Origin of the sequence: Viridibacterium curvum (genome assembly GCF_039544165.1) — a bacterium.
In the GTDB taxonomy this organism is placed as follows: domain Bacteria; phylum Pseudomonadota; class Gammaproteobacteria; order Burkholderiales; family Rhodocyclaceae; genus Viridibacterium; species Viridibacterium curvum.
This window is the reverse complement of record NZ_BAABLD010000011.1, coordinates 95,798-108,800: the sequence shown is the minus strand read 5'-3', so window position 1 is coordinate 108,800 and position 13,003 is coordinate 95,798. Positions and strand designations below refer to the sequence as shown.

13 protein-coding genes and 3 tRNA genes are annotated in these 13,003 nt (G+C 60.0%); 7 read left to right on the top strand and 9 right to left on the bottom strand.

Annotated elements, in window-relative coordinates; translation table 11 throughout:
• The first annotated feature begins 8 nt into the window (after positions 1-8).
• The 6 genes from ABEA02_RS15015 (at position 9) to rpsI (ending at position 3,319) form a co-directional block, all read left to right on the top strand.
• Complete coding sequence (locus ABEA02_RS15015) at positions 9-1,430, top strand: FAD-binding oxidoreductase (protein WP_345533906.1); 1,422 nt, start codon at positions 9-11, stop codon at positions 1,428-1,430.
• Between the two features lie 78 nt (positions 1,431-1,508).
• A tRNA-Ala gene (locus tag ABEA02_RS15010) sits at positions 1,509-1,584 on the top strand.
• A 49-nt stretch (positions 1,585-1,633) separates the two neighbouring features.
• Positions 1,634-1,709: transfer RNA gene (locus ABEA02_RS15005), tRNA-Glu, on the top strand.
• 78 nt (positions 1,710-1,787) lie between these two features.
• Positions 1,788-1,864: transfer RNA gene (locus ABEA02_RS15000), tRNA-Asp, on the top strand.
• A gap of 616 nt (positions 1,865-2,480) precedes the next feature.
• Entirely contained in the window at positions 2,481-2,909 is a 429-nt protein-coding gene (rplM, locus tag ABEA02_RS14995; RefSeq protein ID WP_345533905.1) for a 50S ribosomal protein L13, read from the top strand.
• 14 nt (positions 2,910-2,923) lie between these two features.
• Positions 2,924-3,319: a 30S ribosomal protein S9 gene (gene rpsI, locus ABEA02_RS14990; RefSeq protein ID WP_345533904.1), complete on the top strand. Its 396-nt coding sequence runs from the start codon at positions 2,924-2,926 to the stop codon at positions 3,317-3,319.
• A 138-nt stretch (positions 3,320-3,457) separates the two neighbouring features.
• Here the strand turns inward: rpsI and folE2 are convergent, their stop codons facing one another.
• From folE2 to ABEA02_RS14970, 4 genes are all read right to left on the bottom strand, one after another.
• Entirely contained in the window at positions 3,458-4,273 is an 816-nt protein-coding gene (gene folE2, locus ABEA02_RS14985; RefSeq protein ID WP_345533903.1) for a GTP cyclohydrolase FolE2, read from the bottom strand.
• Between the two features lie 73 nt (positions 4,274-4,346).
• On the bottom strand, positions 4,347-6,212 hold the full coding sequence (dxs, locus tag ABEA02_RS14980) for a 1-deoxy-D-xylulose-5-phosphate synthase (protein WP_345533968.1): 1,866 nt from the start codon (positions 6,210-6,212) through the stop codon (positions 4,347-4,349).
• Positions 6,213-6,262: 50 nt separating this feature from the next.
• On the bottom strand, positions 6,263-7,165 hold the full coding sequence (locus ABEA02_RS14975; RefSeq protein WP_345533902.1) for a polyprenyl synthetase family protein: 903 nt from the start codon (positions 7,163-7,165) through the stop codon (positions 6,263-6,265).
• The gene (locus ABEA02_RS14970) at positions 7,162-7,434 is read right to left on the bottom strand and encodes an exodeoxyribonuclease VII small subunit (protein ID WP_345533901.1); all 273 of its coding nucleotides are present in this window, start codon (positions 7,432-7,434) and stop codon (positions 7,162-7,164) included. Before ABEA02_RS14970 ends, ABEA02_RS14975 begins: the two co-directional genes overlap by 4 nt.
• A 195-nt stretch (positions 7,435-7,629) precedes the next feature.
• Here ABEA02_RS14970 and ABEA02_RS14965 point away from each other — a divergent pair, with 195 nt between their 5' ends.
• On the top strand, positions 7,630-8,739 hold the full coding sequence (locus ABEA02_RS14965; RefSeq protein ID WP_345533900.1) for an aromatic ring-hydroxylating oxygenase subunit alpha: 1,110 nt from the start codon (positions 7,630-7,632) through the stop codon (positions 8,737-8,739).
• Positions 8,740-8,788: 49 nt separating this feature from the next.
• Here the strand turns inward: ABEA02_RS14965 and ABEA02_RS14960 are convergent, their stop codons facing one another.
• From ABEA02_RS14960 to ABEA02_RS14940, 5 genes are read right to left on the bottom strand one after another with little or no spacing between them, the layout of a single operon-like run.
• Positions 8,789-10,003 carry an EAL domain-containing response regulator gene (locus ABEA02_RS14960; RefSeq protein ID WP_345533899.1) on the bottom strand — a complete coding sequence of 405 codons (1,215 nt, stop codon included), beginning with the start codon at positions 10,001-10,003 and terminating at the stop codon, positions 8,789-8,791.
• Positions 10,004-10,008: 5 nt separating this feature from the next.
• On the bottom strand, positions 10,009-11,079 hold the full coding sequence (locus ABEA02_RS14955) for a protein-glutamate methylesterase/protein-glutamine glutaminase (RefSeq protein WP_345533898.1): 1,071 nt from the start codon (positions 11,077-11,079) through the stop codon (positions 10,009-10,011).
• Positions 11,076-11,603, bottom strand: a complete 528-nt coding sequence (locus ABEA02_RS14950) for a chemotaxis protein CheD (protein WP_345533897.1) — start codon at positions 11,601-11,603, stop codon at positions 11,076-11,078. Before ABEA02_RS14950 ends, ABEA02_RS14955 begins: the two co-directional genes overlap by 4 nt.
• A gap of 4 nt (positions 11,604-11,607) precedes the next feature.
• Complete coding sequence (locus tag ABEA02_RS14945; protein ID WP_345533896.1) at positions 11,608-12,405, bottom strand: CheR family methyltransferase; 798 nt, start codon at positions 12,403-12,405, stop codon at positions 11,608-11,610.
• Positions 12,406-12,427: 22 nt separating this feature from the next.
• Entirely contained in the window at positions 12,428-12,982 is a 555-nt protein-coding gene (locus ABEA02_RS14940) for a chemotaxis protein CheW (RefSeq protein ID WP_345533895.1), read from the bottom strand.
• Positions 12,983-13,003 lie beyond the last annotated feature (21 nt).

The window sequence follows — 13,003 nt, the reverse complement described above, 5'->3', positions numbered from 1 at the left end:
GATTGGGCGTGAGTGGCGCTGACAATCAGGCCCTGATCGCCCGACTTGCTGCAATTGTCGGCGGCTCATACGTTTTAACCTCGGATAACGATTGCGCCCCCCATGTGCAGGATTGGCGTGGTCGCTACCACGGCAAAGCGGCGTGTGTCGTACGCCCGGGAAATACGGATGAGGTGTCTGCCGTCGTACGGGCCTGCTACGCTGCTGGCGTGGCGATGGTGCCGCAAGGCGGCAATACTGGCCTGGTTGGTGGCGGCGTGCCGGGGCAAGGCGGGCAGGAGGTCGTCGTAAGCCTTTCTCGCCTGAATCGAATCCGCTCCATCGACGCTCACAACAACACCCTGATTGCTGAGGCAGGCTGCACGCTCGTTGCTGTGCAGGCAGCGGCAGCAGAGTCGCAGCGTCTGTTCCCGCTGTCACTGGCTTCAGAAGGCAGCTGCCAGATCGGCGGCAATCTCGCGACCAATGCAGGCGGCGTGCATGTCCTGCGCTACGGCAACATGCGTGAGCTGACGTTGGGGCTGGAAGTCGTATTGCCCGACGGGCAGGTGTGGGATGGTTTGCGTGGCTTGCGCAAGGACAACACTGGTTACGACCTCAAGCAGTTGTTCATTGGAGCGGAAGGCACACTGGGCATCATCACCGCTGCGGTTCTTAAATTGTTTCCTCAGCCCCTGTCGAGAACGGTTGCTTGGCTCTCCATTCCTGGCCCCGCGACAGCGATCGAATTGCTTGCCCATCTGCGTAACGCCTGTGGGGAGCGTTTGAGTGCTTTCGAACTGATTGCAGGGTCTGCGCTCGAACTGGTCCTGCGACATATACCGGGGGCGCGGAGCCCACTAACCCGATGCGGTGACTGGGCTCTTCTGGTCGAGCTGAGCGACAGCGCATCGAACGCAGATCTTGCTGGTCTATTAGGATCGGCTTTGGCTTCGGAGCTTGAGGCTGGGCGGGTGCTCGATGCTGTGGTGTCTAGCAGCGAGGCGCAGGTGCGCGAGCTATGGGCCTTGCGTGAAAACATTTCGGAGGCGCAGAAGCGAGAGGGCATCAGCATCAAGCACGATGTGTCGGTGCCAGTCGGTGCAGTCCCGGCATTCATAGAGCAGGCAGACATGGCATTGCGCAAATTTTTTCCGGGACTGCGCATCGTTTGTTTCGGTCATGCAGGTGACGGAAATCTTCACTACAACCTGTCGCAACCGGATGCCGCCGACAATCCGGCGTTCATTGCGCAAACACGTGAGGTCAACCGCATCGTGTACGATATTGTCATGTCACTAGGAGGGTCGATCTCTGCGGAGCATGGTATTGGCATTCTCAAGCGCGAAGAGCTCAAGCATTACAAGAGTTTCGTAGAGATTGAACTCATGCAGCAGATCAAACGCGCCATGGACCCGGAAAATCTCATGAATCCCGGCAAGTTGTTGTGATGCTGTTTCTGCAAAAAATCTGCAATTCGATGTTGACGCAGTGTGGGGGGGGGTCTATAATTCTGCTTCTTCGTTCGCGGGGGTATAGCTCAGCTGGGAGAGCGCTTGCATGGCATGCAAGAGGTCAGCGGTTCGATCCCGCTTACCTCCACCAATAAAACGGTGGACGGCTGAACGAAAGCAAGTAGTAAAGATTTGCCTCTGTCCCCATCGTCTAGAGGCCTAGGACACCGCCCTTTCACGGCGATAACCGGGGTTCGAATCCCCGTGGGGACGCCAGTTTTGATGGCTTGTCGGTTTAACCGACCCGACAAGTTGTAGTGCAAAGCAGCTGGTCTTGAAAAAGACTGGTTGCGTGGAGTGGTAGTTCAGTCGGTTAGAATACCGGCCTGTCACGCCGGGGGTCGCGGGTTCGAGTCCCGTCCACTCCGCCAAACCGAAAATGCCCCGAAAGGGGCATTTTCATTTTGAGCCGCAGGGGGTTTTGTCTTCCCCTTAAATTCAATAAATACAACAAAAACAGCAGATTGCGTTTGTGTGCGCTGCAGCATAGCTGGGTTGGTTTTGAGGTGCCTCTGAGTTGCGCTTCGCAAAACGGATGCGCGGCGTCAAGAAAATGTCTTTGTAGTGAAATGGTTAGCATCGATTCTTTGTATAAGCGACATTGATGATGGCATAGAAAGAATTGAGTGCGCCGCCGCAAATAATCCTTGCGCCGCACAAGTTCGATTTGCATAATGAAAACCGTACACAGGTTCTTGCTGAACTGTTTGTTAGCAGGAATCTTACCGGTGTCTCCTCCACCCTCCTCCTTTGGTGTGGACTTGGCGCAGCTCCAACCGAGCTGCGTTTTTTTTTGCCCGTTGCGAACGCGGTGTTTGTGCTTCCGGTGCGGCCGTCTGCGCAAGGTCTTGACTGGCCAGTCATTTTTCCTCTATAGTGCTTGGCTCTCTGCCTTGGCGGGGGGTGTGGCTTTGCTTCATCTGGGTTGCGCCTGGTGAAGCGACAACAACAAGGTTTCCAAGAAACTCAATCTCAAGGAATTTCATGATGGGTACGTTTTCCGCAAAGCCCCACGAGGTCGTTCACGACTGGTACGTGGTGGATGCAAATGACAAGGTGCTGGGCCGCCTGGCCAGTGAAATCGCGCGCCGCCTGCGTGGCAAGCACAAGGCCATCTATACGCCTCACGTTGACACGGGTGATTTCATCATCGTCGTGAACGTCGACAAGCTGCGCGTGACGGGCAACAAGGCGCTGGACAAGAAGTATTACCGTCACTCCGGATATCCCGGCGGCATCTACGAAACCAACTTCACCAAGCTGCAGCAGCGTCATCCTGAGCGCGTGCTCGAGAAGGCTGTGAAGGGCATGCTGCCGAAGGGCCCGCTTGGCTACGCCATGCTCAAGAAGCTCAAGTGTTATGCCGGCGGTCAACATCCGCACGCAGCACAGCAGCCCAAAACCCTCGAATTCTGAACCAGGAGCGCATGATGCCCGTCGGACAATACAACTACGGTACTGGTCGTCGCAAAACTGCGATTGCCCGTGTTTTCATCAAGGCAGGTTCTGGCAAGATCGTCGTGAACGGCAAGCCTCTGGACCAATTTTTTTCGCGTGAAACTGGTCGCATGATTGTGCGTCAGCCGCTCGAACTGACCCAGAATGTTGATCGTTTCGACATCATGGTCAACGTCACCGGTGGTGGCGAGTCGGGTCAAGCTGGTGCTGTGCGCCACGGTATCACCCGCGCCCTGATCGACTTCGACGCAGCGCTGAAGTCGCCGCTGAAGAAGGCCGGTTTCGTGACGCGTGATGCACGCGAAGTCGAACGTAAGAAGGTCGGTTTGCACGGTGCACGTCGTCGCAAGCAGTTCTCGAAGCGCTAATCCGTTTTCGATCTTCAGTAAAGAGCCCGCAGCGATGCGGGCTCTTTGCTTGTGCGCTGATCGAAGTATTCGTGTGACAAAGCCGGCAACAAAAAAGCCGCAGGCATGCCTGCGGCTTTTTTGTTGGAGCAAATACACTTAGCGCTTGCGCTTGTCGTTTTCGATCAGCGCGTAAGCCGAGTGGTTGTGAATGGATTCGAAGTTCTCGGATTCGACGACATAGGCGTCGATGCGCGACTCTTCGTTGAGAGCGCCAGCGACGTCACGCACCATGTCTTCGACGAACTTGGGGTTGTCGTAGGCACGTTCCGTCACGTACTTCTCGTCCGGGCGCTTGAGTAGACCGTAGAGCTCGCAAGATGCCTGAGCTTCAACCTTCTGGATGATTTCTTCGAGCCAGATGTGGCTGTTGAGCACGGCGGTCACCGTCACGTGCGAACGCTGATTGTGCGCGCCGTAGTCCGAGATCTTCTTTGAGCAGGGGCACAGGCTCGTGACAGGGACGATCACCGACACCTTGAGTTCATACACACCGCCGGCTTTTATCTCGCCGATAAAGGTGACTTCATAGTCGAGCAGGCTTTGCACACCTGAAACCGGGGCGGTCTTGTTGATGAAGTAGGGGAAGCGCATTTCGATGAGGCCGGTTTCGGCTTCGAGTCGCTTGACCATTGAGCGCAGCATGGGCTCGAAGGACTCCACCGAGATTTCGCGCTCCTGGCTGTTGAGGATCTCGACGAAGCGAGACATGTGGGTGCCCTTGAAGTTGTGGGGCAGTCCGACGTACATGTTGAACGTGGCGATGGTGTGCTGGACACCTTCGGAGCGATCCTTGACGCGCACGGGGTGACGGATCGACTTGATGCCGACCTTGTCGATGGCGATGTGGCGACGATCTTCAAAGCCCTGAACGTCAGGCATCGTCGTGGGACGGGTCTCGGTGGTAATGGTCATGTTTTGCAGCGTGAAATCCGGATAAGGAGCATATAGTCCGCAGACTATTATAGTTGAGCAATTTGCTCAACTATTATTCCGATTGCCCGAGGGTATCGAGACGATTGGAGACTGCAGTTGTGATGTGGGCCGCATCGAGCCCGATAAGTTGCATCAGCTGCTGCTGGTCGCCATGGTCGATGAAGTGGTCGGGCAGGCCGATATGCAGGACCGGCGTCTGGATGCCGGCCTCGGCGAGCACGCGGCTGACTTCGCTGCCGGCGCCGCTGATCACGGCGTTTTCCTCCAGTGTGACGATGAGCTCATGCTGGCGCGCGAGTTCGCAGGTCAGTGCGGCATCCAGTGGCTTGATGAAGCGCATGTTGGCTACCGTTGCGTCGAGGCGGTCTGCCGCTTGCAAGGCTGCGCCCAGCATGCTGCCGAAGGCGAGCAGGGCGACCTTCCTGCCCTGGCGACGCACTTCGCCCTTGCCGACGGGCAGGGTAGCGAGATCGCTGGACGGGGTGATGCCGAGGCCGCTGCCGCGCGGGTAGCGCACCGCCGTCGGGGCATCGAGCTTGAATGCCGTGCTGAGCAGTTGGCGGCATTCAGCTTCGTCAGCGGGGGCCATGATGACAAGGTTGGGTACGCACAGCAGGTAGGAAATGTCGAATGCGCCGTGGTGCGTGGCACCGTCAGCGCCAACCAGACCAGCGCGATCAATGGCGAGCATGACGGGCAGGTTCTGCAGCGCGATGTCATGGATCAGCTGGTCGTAAGCGCGCTGCAGAAAGGTTGAGTAGATCGCGACGACAGGTTTGAGGCCTTCGCATGCGAGACCCGCCGCGAAAGTCAACGCGTGTTGTTCAGCGATGCCGACATCGAAGTAGCGCTGCGGGAATTCCTGTTCGAAGCGCACGAGGCCCGAGCCTTCGCGCATGGCCGGCGTAATCGCTACAAGGCGCTCGTCAGCCTTGGCCATATCGCACAACCAGTCGCCGAATACCTGCGTGTAACTCAGCTTGCCGGAAGACTTGCCGCCGCCCTGGATACCGGCGCTGTGATCGAACTTGCCAACGCCGTGATAGAGGATGGGGTCGGCTTCCGCAAGCTTGTAGCCTTGGCCTTTGCGCGTTACGACGTGCAGGAACTGAGGACCCTTGAGCTCGCTCAGGTTCTGCAGAGTGGGGATGAGCGTGTCCAGGTCATGGCCATCGATGGGGCCGATGTAGTTGAAGCCGAATTCTTCGAACAGGGTGCCGGGAGTGACCAGGCCCTTCACATGTTCTTCGACGCGCTTGGCGAAGTCGCCGAGGGTGCCGCCCAGCACTTTTTCGCCGGCACGACGGGCGAAGTTATAGGTCCTGCCGGACAGCAGGCGAGCGAGGATGTTGGTGAGCGCGCCCACCGGCGGCGAAATCGACATCTCGTTGTCGTTGAGTACGACCAGCAGATTGGCGTCCATGACGCCGGCGTTGTTGAGGGCTTCGAAAGCCATGCCGGCAGACATCGCACCATCACCGATCACCGCAATGGCGTGACGATCTTCGCCCTTGCGCTGGGCTGCGACAGCCATGCCCAGAGCTGCAGAGATCGAGGTGGATGAGTGCGCCGTGCCGAAGGTGTCGTAGTCGCTTTCGCTACGGCGGGGGAAGCCGGAAATCCCCTCGAACTGGCGCAGCCCAGCCATGGCCTCGCGGCGACCGGTGAGGATCTTGTGGCCGTAAGTCTGATGGCCGACGTCCCACACGATGCGATCTTCCGGCGTGTTGAAAACGTAGTGCAGGGCGATGGTCAGTTCAACTGTGCCGAGGTTGGACGACAGGTGGCCGCCGGTGCGCGAGACGGACTCGATCAGGAAAGCGCGCAGCTCTTCGGCAAGCTGGGGTAGTTGCTTGCGCTCCAGCGCACGCAGTTCAGCAGGGGAGTTGACAGCTTCGAGCAGTGGGAAGGTGGGCATGGCGTTGTGTGAGCGGTCCATCAGTCGGGTTCGATATGTTGTCGTTGTTATCAGAAGGGCCTGCTGACGATGTACTGGGTGATGTCCTGCAGCCGGCTGGCGGCGTTGCCAAAGGGGGTGAGCGTGTTGCGGGCCTCGGTGGCCAGTTCGTCTGCCAACTCCCGCGCAGCGTTCAGACCGATGATGCTGACGTAGGTGGGTTTCTCGTTGGCGGCGTCTTTGCCTGCGGTCTTGCCCAGGGTGGCGGTGTCGGCGGTAGCATCAAGGATGTCGTCGACGACCTGGAACAGCAGGCCGATACACTTGCCGAAGTGGTCGAGGCGCTCCAGTTCGGCATCCGCCAGATCACCTGCCAGTGCCCCCAGCTGTACGGCCGCCCGGATCAGGGCGCCGGTCTTGTGGATGTGCATGAACTCAAGCTCTTCGCGGCTCAACGCGTGACCCACAGAAGCAAGGTCTATGGCCTGGCCACCGGCCATGCCACGTGAGCCGCTGGCCTTGGCCAGTACGGCGGCAGCGCGCAGCTGGCGCTGCGCGTCGTCGAACAGGCCGCGCTGACTGACCAGCTCGAACGCCAGCGTCTGCAAGGCGTCGCCAACCAGCAGGGCGGTGGCGTCGTCGTACTGCACATGTACAGTGGGCTTGCCACGACGCAGGACATCGTCGTCCATGCAGGGCATGTCGTCATGCACCAGCGAATAGACATGGATGCATTCGAGTGCGCAGGCAAGGGTGTCGATTCGCTCAAGCGATGCCCCGGCGATTTCGCCAGCGGCGAAGGCCAGGAGCGGACGGACACGTTTGCCACCCCCCAGCGTCGCGTAGCGCATGGCATCGTGCAGGCGGGTCGGGGCAATGCTGGCAGGAGGCAACAGGCGCGCCAGCGCTTCTTCAGTGCGACGCTGGATGCTGGCCATCCATTCAGGAAATCTTGTGGCAGGTGTGGCGGTCATGAGTTGTTGTTCTGCCCGGGGTCGAAATCCTTCAGGGCGTCGTTTTCAAGGACACGGATGCGTTGTTCCGCGGATTCCAGCGTTGAGCGGCAGTGGCGCAACAGTACGCTGCCGCGTTCGAACGCGCGCAGCGAGTCCTCAAGCGACAGATCGCCGCCTTCCATGGCGACAACGAGGGCTTCGAGTTCGGCTACGGCATCTTCGAAGCGGGACGGAATGCTTGAGTCGGCGTCGTTCACGCGCTTGCCGGCTGCGTCTGCGGATTTCATCGAGGAGGGTTCCGGGTGCGTCTGCCAGACTGGGCAGGGGGGCCATCAGGCTGACGAAAAGCGGGGCCTCAGATTATAATTCAATGCTTTGCATTTCCGGCTGCAATCCGGAGCCCGTTCCTGACTCCGTCCGATTGCAGAAACCCTGTCGGGCCTGTACCCGCGGACGGGGGTCCTGGAGGTTTCCCAAGGCGTATGTCCCAGATCGATTCGCGTTCCCGACTTGCTCCGGCCGCAAGCCAGCTGCCGGTTTCCGCCTATTTCGACGAGAAGCTTTTCGAGCTCGAAAAGCGCCTGCTCTTCGATGCAGGGCCGGGCTACGTAGGCCACGAGCTGATGGTGCCGGAACCCGGCAACTACCGCACGCTGGGCTGGCAGGATCACGCCCGTATGCTGATGCACACCGAAAGTGGCATTCAGCTGATGTCCAATATCTGCCGCCATCGCCAGGCCATCATGCTGGAAGGCGCGGGTTCCGCGCGCAATGTCGTTTGCCCGATTCATCGCTGGACCTACAGCAACGAAGGTCAGTTGATCGGTGCGCCGCACTTTCCGGAAAAGCCTTGCCTGAACCTTGACCGCCAGTCGCTGGAGTCCTGGCATGGGCTGCAGTTCAGGGGGCCGCGCTCGGCGAATGCCGATCTCGCAGGCATGCAGGTGGCCGATCAGCTCGATTTCTCGGGCTACGTCCTGGGCAAGGTCGAGCACCACCAGTGCAACTACAACTGGAAGACCTTCATCGAGGTCTATCTCGAGGACTACCACGTTGCACCGTTCCACCCTGGGCTTGGCGGCTTCGTCACTTGCGACGATCTGTCCTGGCAGTTCGGCGAGTGGTACTCGGTGCAGAAGGTCGGCATCACCTCGCTGCAGAAGCCCGGCAGCCCGACCTACGAGCGCTGGCACAAGGCCGTACGCGACATCTATGGCGACCAGCACCCGCCGCAAGGCGCGATCTGGCTGACCTACTACCCGAACATCATGGTCGAGTGGTATCCGCATGTGCTGGTGGTTTCGCACCTCATCCCGCAGGACGTGAACCGCACGCTCAATGTCGTCGAGTTCTACTATCCCGAAGAGATCGCGGCATTCGAGCCCGACTTCATCGAAGCCGAGCAGGCGGCCTACATGGAAACTGCCGTCGAAGACGACGAAATCGGCGAGCGCATGGATCGCGGCCGTCTGGCGCTGTACAAGGAAGGCCGCAGCGATGCGGGGCCCTACCAGTCTCCGATGGAAGACGGCATGCAGCATTTTCACGAGTTCTATCGCCGCGTGATGGGCGAGGCGCTGGACCTGGACTGAGTGTGGCGGAGTCGCCGGGTGGGCTTCTGAGGTCTGCGAACCTTGCCGCTCAGGACGTAACTGCGAGCGATGCCGCAAACTCCGGGATGCGGGAGGCCGGCAATGGGCGAGAAAGGAAGAAGCCTTGTGCCACATCGCAACCCAGCCGTCTCAGCAGCGCCAGGTCAGTCGCACATTCCACACCTTCAGCAACTGTTTCCAGTCCCAGTTGCCGGGCCAGCGCAATCGAGGACTCCAGCATGGCACGCAGACTCGGGTTTTCAGCCGCGCCATTGACGAATGACCGATCAAGCTTCAATTCGCTGAATGGTATGCGTGTCAGTTGGGCCATCGACGAAAAGCCCGTTCCGTAATCATCAATCGCCAGGCAACAGCCGCGCAGCCGCAGACGGATCAGGTCGCGCACCGCTTCGTGGCTATCAACGAGCACGCTCTCGGTGATCTCCAGCACGATACGTTCATAGGGTTCTCCGGCCTTCTCAATGCGCTCCAGAATGGCATTGCCCATCACCATGTCGCCCAGCGAGGATGCTGACAGGTTGATGGCCACCGAGGGCATCAGGCCGCCCGTTTCCCAGTCCTGCATCGCAATCAGAGACTGCTCCAGGATGCAGAGCGTCATCTCGTTCATCAGGCCGCTCTTTTCTGCCAGCGGGATAAAGCGGTTTGGCGTGATGATGGAACCATCTGGTGTCACCCAGCGAGCGAGTGCTTCAACTCCGGTCATCGCCCCACTGCGCAAACTGATCTTGGGTTGAAAGTACGGCACGATCTGTTGTGTTGCGATCGCCTTCGACAACTCATCCCGAGTGAGGCATTGATCATTGCTCGGCTTGACCGCCTTCGTGGTCGGTTTGATGCTATCCAGACCGGTCAGCAAGTGCCCAAGCTGAGCCCCGTCAACCGGTTTCTGAATGATCCCCAGCAGCGGCATGTTTAGCTCGTTGACCATCGCAACGACTGACTCCACCAGTCTACGTTCGCGAGAACTGGCGACGATCAGGGCAGGGCACCCCTCCATTCCTGCCAGCCGATGGATCAGTTCGGCGCCGTCCATGATGGGCATTTCCAGGTCGATGATCAGTACCGCTGGTTGCGGCGACAGCTCGCCGAGCTTGCGCAAGGCGTCGGCACCATCTTGCGCTTCGCTGACCTGAGTAACGCCTAGCTCGCGCAGCTGTGCAACCGTGAAAGCGCGTTGCACAACGCTGTCCTCGACGACCATGACCCCCCGTTCGGCAAGCGAGGCAGGAAGTACGTACATGTCAGTCAGCGTCCATAGCGCAGGATAAGGGCGGGGATCGCATCGAGCGAAGCCTGCTCGTCCACGCCGCCAAGCTTGATGGCTTCTTTTGGCATGCCGAACACGACGCAGCTCTGTTCGTCCTGCGCTACCGTACGGGCTCCTGTCTCGTGCATCTCCTTCAAGCCTCGCGCACCATCGTCACCCATGCCGGTCATGATGATGCCGAGCGCATTCTTGCCCGCTGCTTTGGCTGTGCTGCGAAACAGCACATCCACTGAAGGTCGGTGACGCGATACCAGCGGGCCATCCACGACCTCGACGTAGTACTGCGCGCCGCTGCGCTTGACGACCATGTGCCGCCCCCCTGGCGCAATGAGGGCGCGACCGGGCAGCACCCGGTCATTGTTCTGCGCTTCCCTGACCGTGATCTGGCAGAGCGAGTCGAGGCGTTGCGCGAATGCAGCGGTGAACTTCTCGGGCATGTGCTGCACGATGACGATGCCGGGCGAGTTGGCAGGCAGCGCGGTGAGCACGGCTTCAAGTGCCTGGGTGCCTCCCGTCGATGTGCCGATGGCCACCACGCGTTCGGTGGTCTGTGTCATCGCCTTGCCGCCAGCGGGCAGGATGGCGTCTGCCGTCAGCTTGGGCTGTACCTGCAACGGCTCTGAGCGCGCTGCGGCGAGACGCCTGACCCGCGCACCCGCTGCTTCCTTGATGGCGGTGATCAGTTCGGTAGCCGCTTCGCTGAGGAACTGTTTGAGACCCAGCTTGGGCTTGGCAATGATGGTCACGGCGCCGGCCGACATCGCTTCCAGCGTTGTCTGCGCACCTTTCTCGGTCAGGGTCGAGCAGATGATCACGGGAGTAGGGCGCTCGGTCATGATCTTGCGCAGGAAGGTGATGCCATCCATGCGCGGCATCTCGACATCGAGCAGGATCACGTCGGGCCATTGTTGCTTCATGCGTTCCATGGCCAGCAGGGGGTCGGCGACCGAAGCCAGGACCTCGATACCCGGAGCCTCTTTCAGGATGCCGGTGACCACCTGGCGCACCACGGCAGAGTCGTCGACGATCAGGACCTTGATGGCGCTCATGGTGAGTTTCCGGTCAGGTGTTGAGGAGGCACGACTGAGGTCTGTCGCGACCAGACATGGCCTGTCGCCAGGTCAAACACGATGCGTCGATAGCCCGGCCCGTACAGGCTGGACGACACGATGCGCAACTCGTGTCTGGCAAGCAGTTGCTGCGCGGCTTCTCCATTGCGACGACCGATGTTGCAGGCCTCGCGGACGGATACTCCTGGAAACATGTTCCCGCCGCCGAATATCTTGGCTTCGCATTGCTCGGGACTGACGCCGTACTGGCGCAGATCGCGCAGCATCAACCATATGGCCTCGTCAGCGTAGCGTGCGTCGGGCACATCATCCTCTTCGCGCCGCTTGCCACGCGTGGGCAAAAGGCAGTGCGACATGGCACCAGCGCGCGTGCGCGGATGCCAGATCACGATGGAGACGCAGGAGCCGAGCAGGGTGCTGACGCGATGGGGCCGGTGACCCACGAAGTACTCGCCGGGCTGGAGGAAGGTCTTGTGCATTCCGCTTGCTGAGTTGGCGCTCATGGCGTTACGGCTTGCGATAAATGGACGGTGCGGTCGCCTGCAGGGTGTCGCAGATGCCGTTGAGGCTTTCCGAATGACCGATGCACAGATAGCCGCCACGGCGCAGACAGCCCACGATGCGCGAGACGATCTGCCGCTTCGTGTCGTTGCTGAAATAGATCATTACGTTGCGCAGGAAGATCACATCGAACTCGCCAATGTTCGGCAGGGCTTCGTTCAGATTGATCTGCCCGAAGCGCACCCGCTCACGCAGCTCGCGCGTGACCAGTAGCGTGCCTGCCTGCGGGCCCGTGCCCTTGAGGCAGAATCGCTTCAGAAAATCCGGTGATATGTTCTTCGCGCGCTCCATCGGGTAGTGACCGCGCCGGGCTTTCTCCAGCACCCTGGTGCTGATGTCTGAGCCAAAAATCTCCCACTCGCCGTGCGGGCGGCAATCGGCCAGCGTCATCGCCATGCTGTAGGCCTCTTCGCCGCTGGAACTTGCAGCGCTCCAGACGCGGAACAACCGACTCGCAGGGCACTCCGATGCGCACCTGGCGAGCAGGTTGAAATGCTTGGGTTCGCGGAAGAAGTAGGTTTCGTTGGTGGTCAGCAGATCAATCGCGATCTGCTGCTCCGCCTTGTGCGAGGCGCTGGTGATCAGTGACAGGTAGTCTCGATAACTGTTCAGCGAGTGGGCGTGCAGCCGCTTCTCCAGCCGGCCGCAGACCAGCGCCTTTTTGGCGTCGCTCAGCGTGATGCCGGCTGCATTGAGGATGAACTGCTGGAACAGGCGGAACTCGCCATCCGAGATCCCGATCACGACAAACTCCCGACGGGCTGCATCAATGTGTGACGGTGGCGCTCTGGCCGGTGGCCTGGCTGATGGCAGTGATCTCGGCGGCATTCAGCGCCCGATCCGCATCCAGCAGGATGATGAACCTGCCGCCGACCTTGGCCATGCCACGGATGAATTCAGACTGAACATTGGCCCCAAACGCGGGCGGTGGCTCGATGTCTCCGGGGGCGATGTCGATGACCTCGTTGACGGTGTCGACCACGACGCCGATGGTCTGGTGCTCGTCCTGCTGCGCATCATTGACTTCGACGATCACGATGCAGCTGCGCTTGGTGACCTCGGAAGGCGCTCTGCCGAAGCGCGACTGCATGTCGACGACCGGCACCACGGCGCCGCGCAGGTTGATCACGCCGCGCACGAAGCTCGGCATCATCGGTACCTGCGTGATGCTCGGGTACTCGATGATCTCCTTGATGCTCAGGATTCCCAGGCCGAATACTTCACTGCCCAGCTGGAAGGTGAGGCATTGCAGGGGTTCGGTCGGCACACCGGCGCTGGCTGGCAGGCCAGTGGCGGAGCTTGTGGTAACGAGTTTGCTCATGGCGTCCTCTTCAATCGTGAA

Bases quoted from the DNA above. Each gene is read 5' to 3' on its own strand.
- rplM (WP_345533905.1), top strand. From the start codon at position 2,481: ATGGGTACGTTTTCCGCAAAGCCCCACGAGGTCGTTCACGACTGGTAC.
- rpsI (WP_345533904.1), top strand. From the start codon at position 2,924: ATGCCCGTCGGACAATACAACTACGGTACTGGTCGTCGCAAAACTGCG.
- folE2 (WP_345533903.1), bottom strand. From the start codon at position 4,273: ATGACCATTACCACCGAGACCCGTCCCACGACGATGCCTGACGTTCAG.
- dxs (WP_345533968.1), bottom strand. From the start codon at position 6,212: ATGCCCACCTTCCCACTGCTCGAAGCTGTCAACTCCCCTGCTGAACTG.
- ABEA02_RS14975 (WP_345533902.1), bottom strand. From the start codon at position 7,165: ATGACCGCCACACCTGCCACAAGATTTCCTGAATGGATGGCCAGCATC.
- ABEA02_RS14970 (WP_345533901.1), bottom strand. From the start codon at position 7,434: ATGAAATCCGCAGACGCAGCCGGCAAGCGCGTGAACGACGCCGACTCA.
- ABEA02_RS14965 (WP_345533900.1), top strand. From the start codon at position 7,630: ATGTCCCAGATCGATTCGCGTTCCCGACTTGCTCCGGCCGCAAGCCAG.
- ABEA02_RS14960 (WP_345533899.1), bottom strand. From the start codon at position 10,003: ATGTACGTACTTCCTGCCTCGCTTGCCGAACGGGGGGTCATGGTCGTC.
- ABEA02_RS14955 (WP_345533898.1), bottom strand. From the start codon at position 11,079: ATGAGCGCCATCAAGGTCCTGATCGTCGACGACTCTGCCGTGGTGCGC.
- ABEA02_RS14950 (WP_345533897.1), bottom strand. From the start codon at position 11,603: ATGAGCGCCAACTCAGCAAGCGGAATGCACAAGACCTTCCTCCAGCCC.
- ABEA02_RS14940 (WP_345533895.1), bottom strand. From the start codon at position 12,982: ATGAGCAAACTCGTTACCACAAGCTCCGCCACTGGCCTGCCAGCCAGC.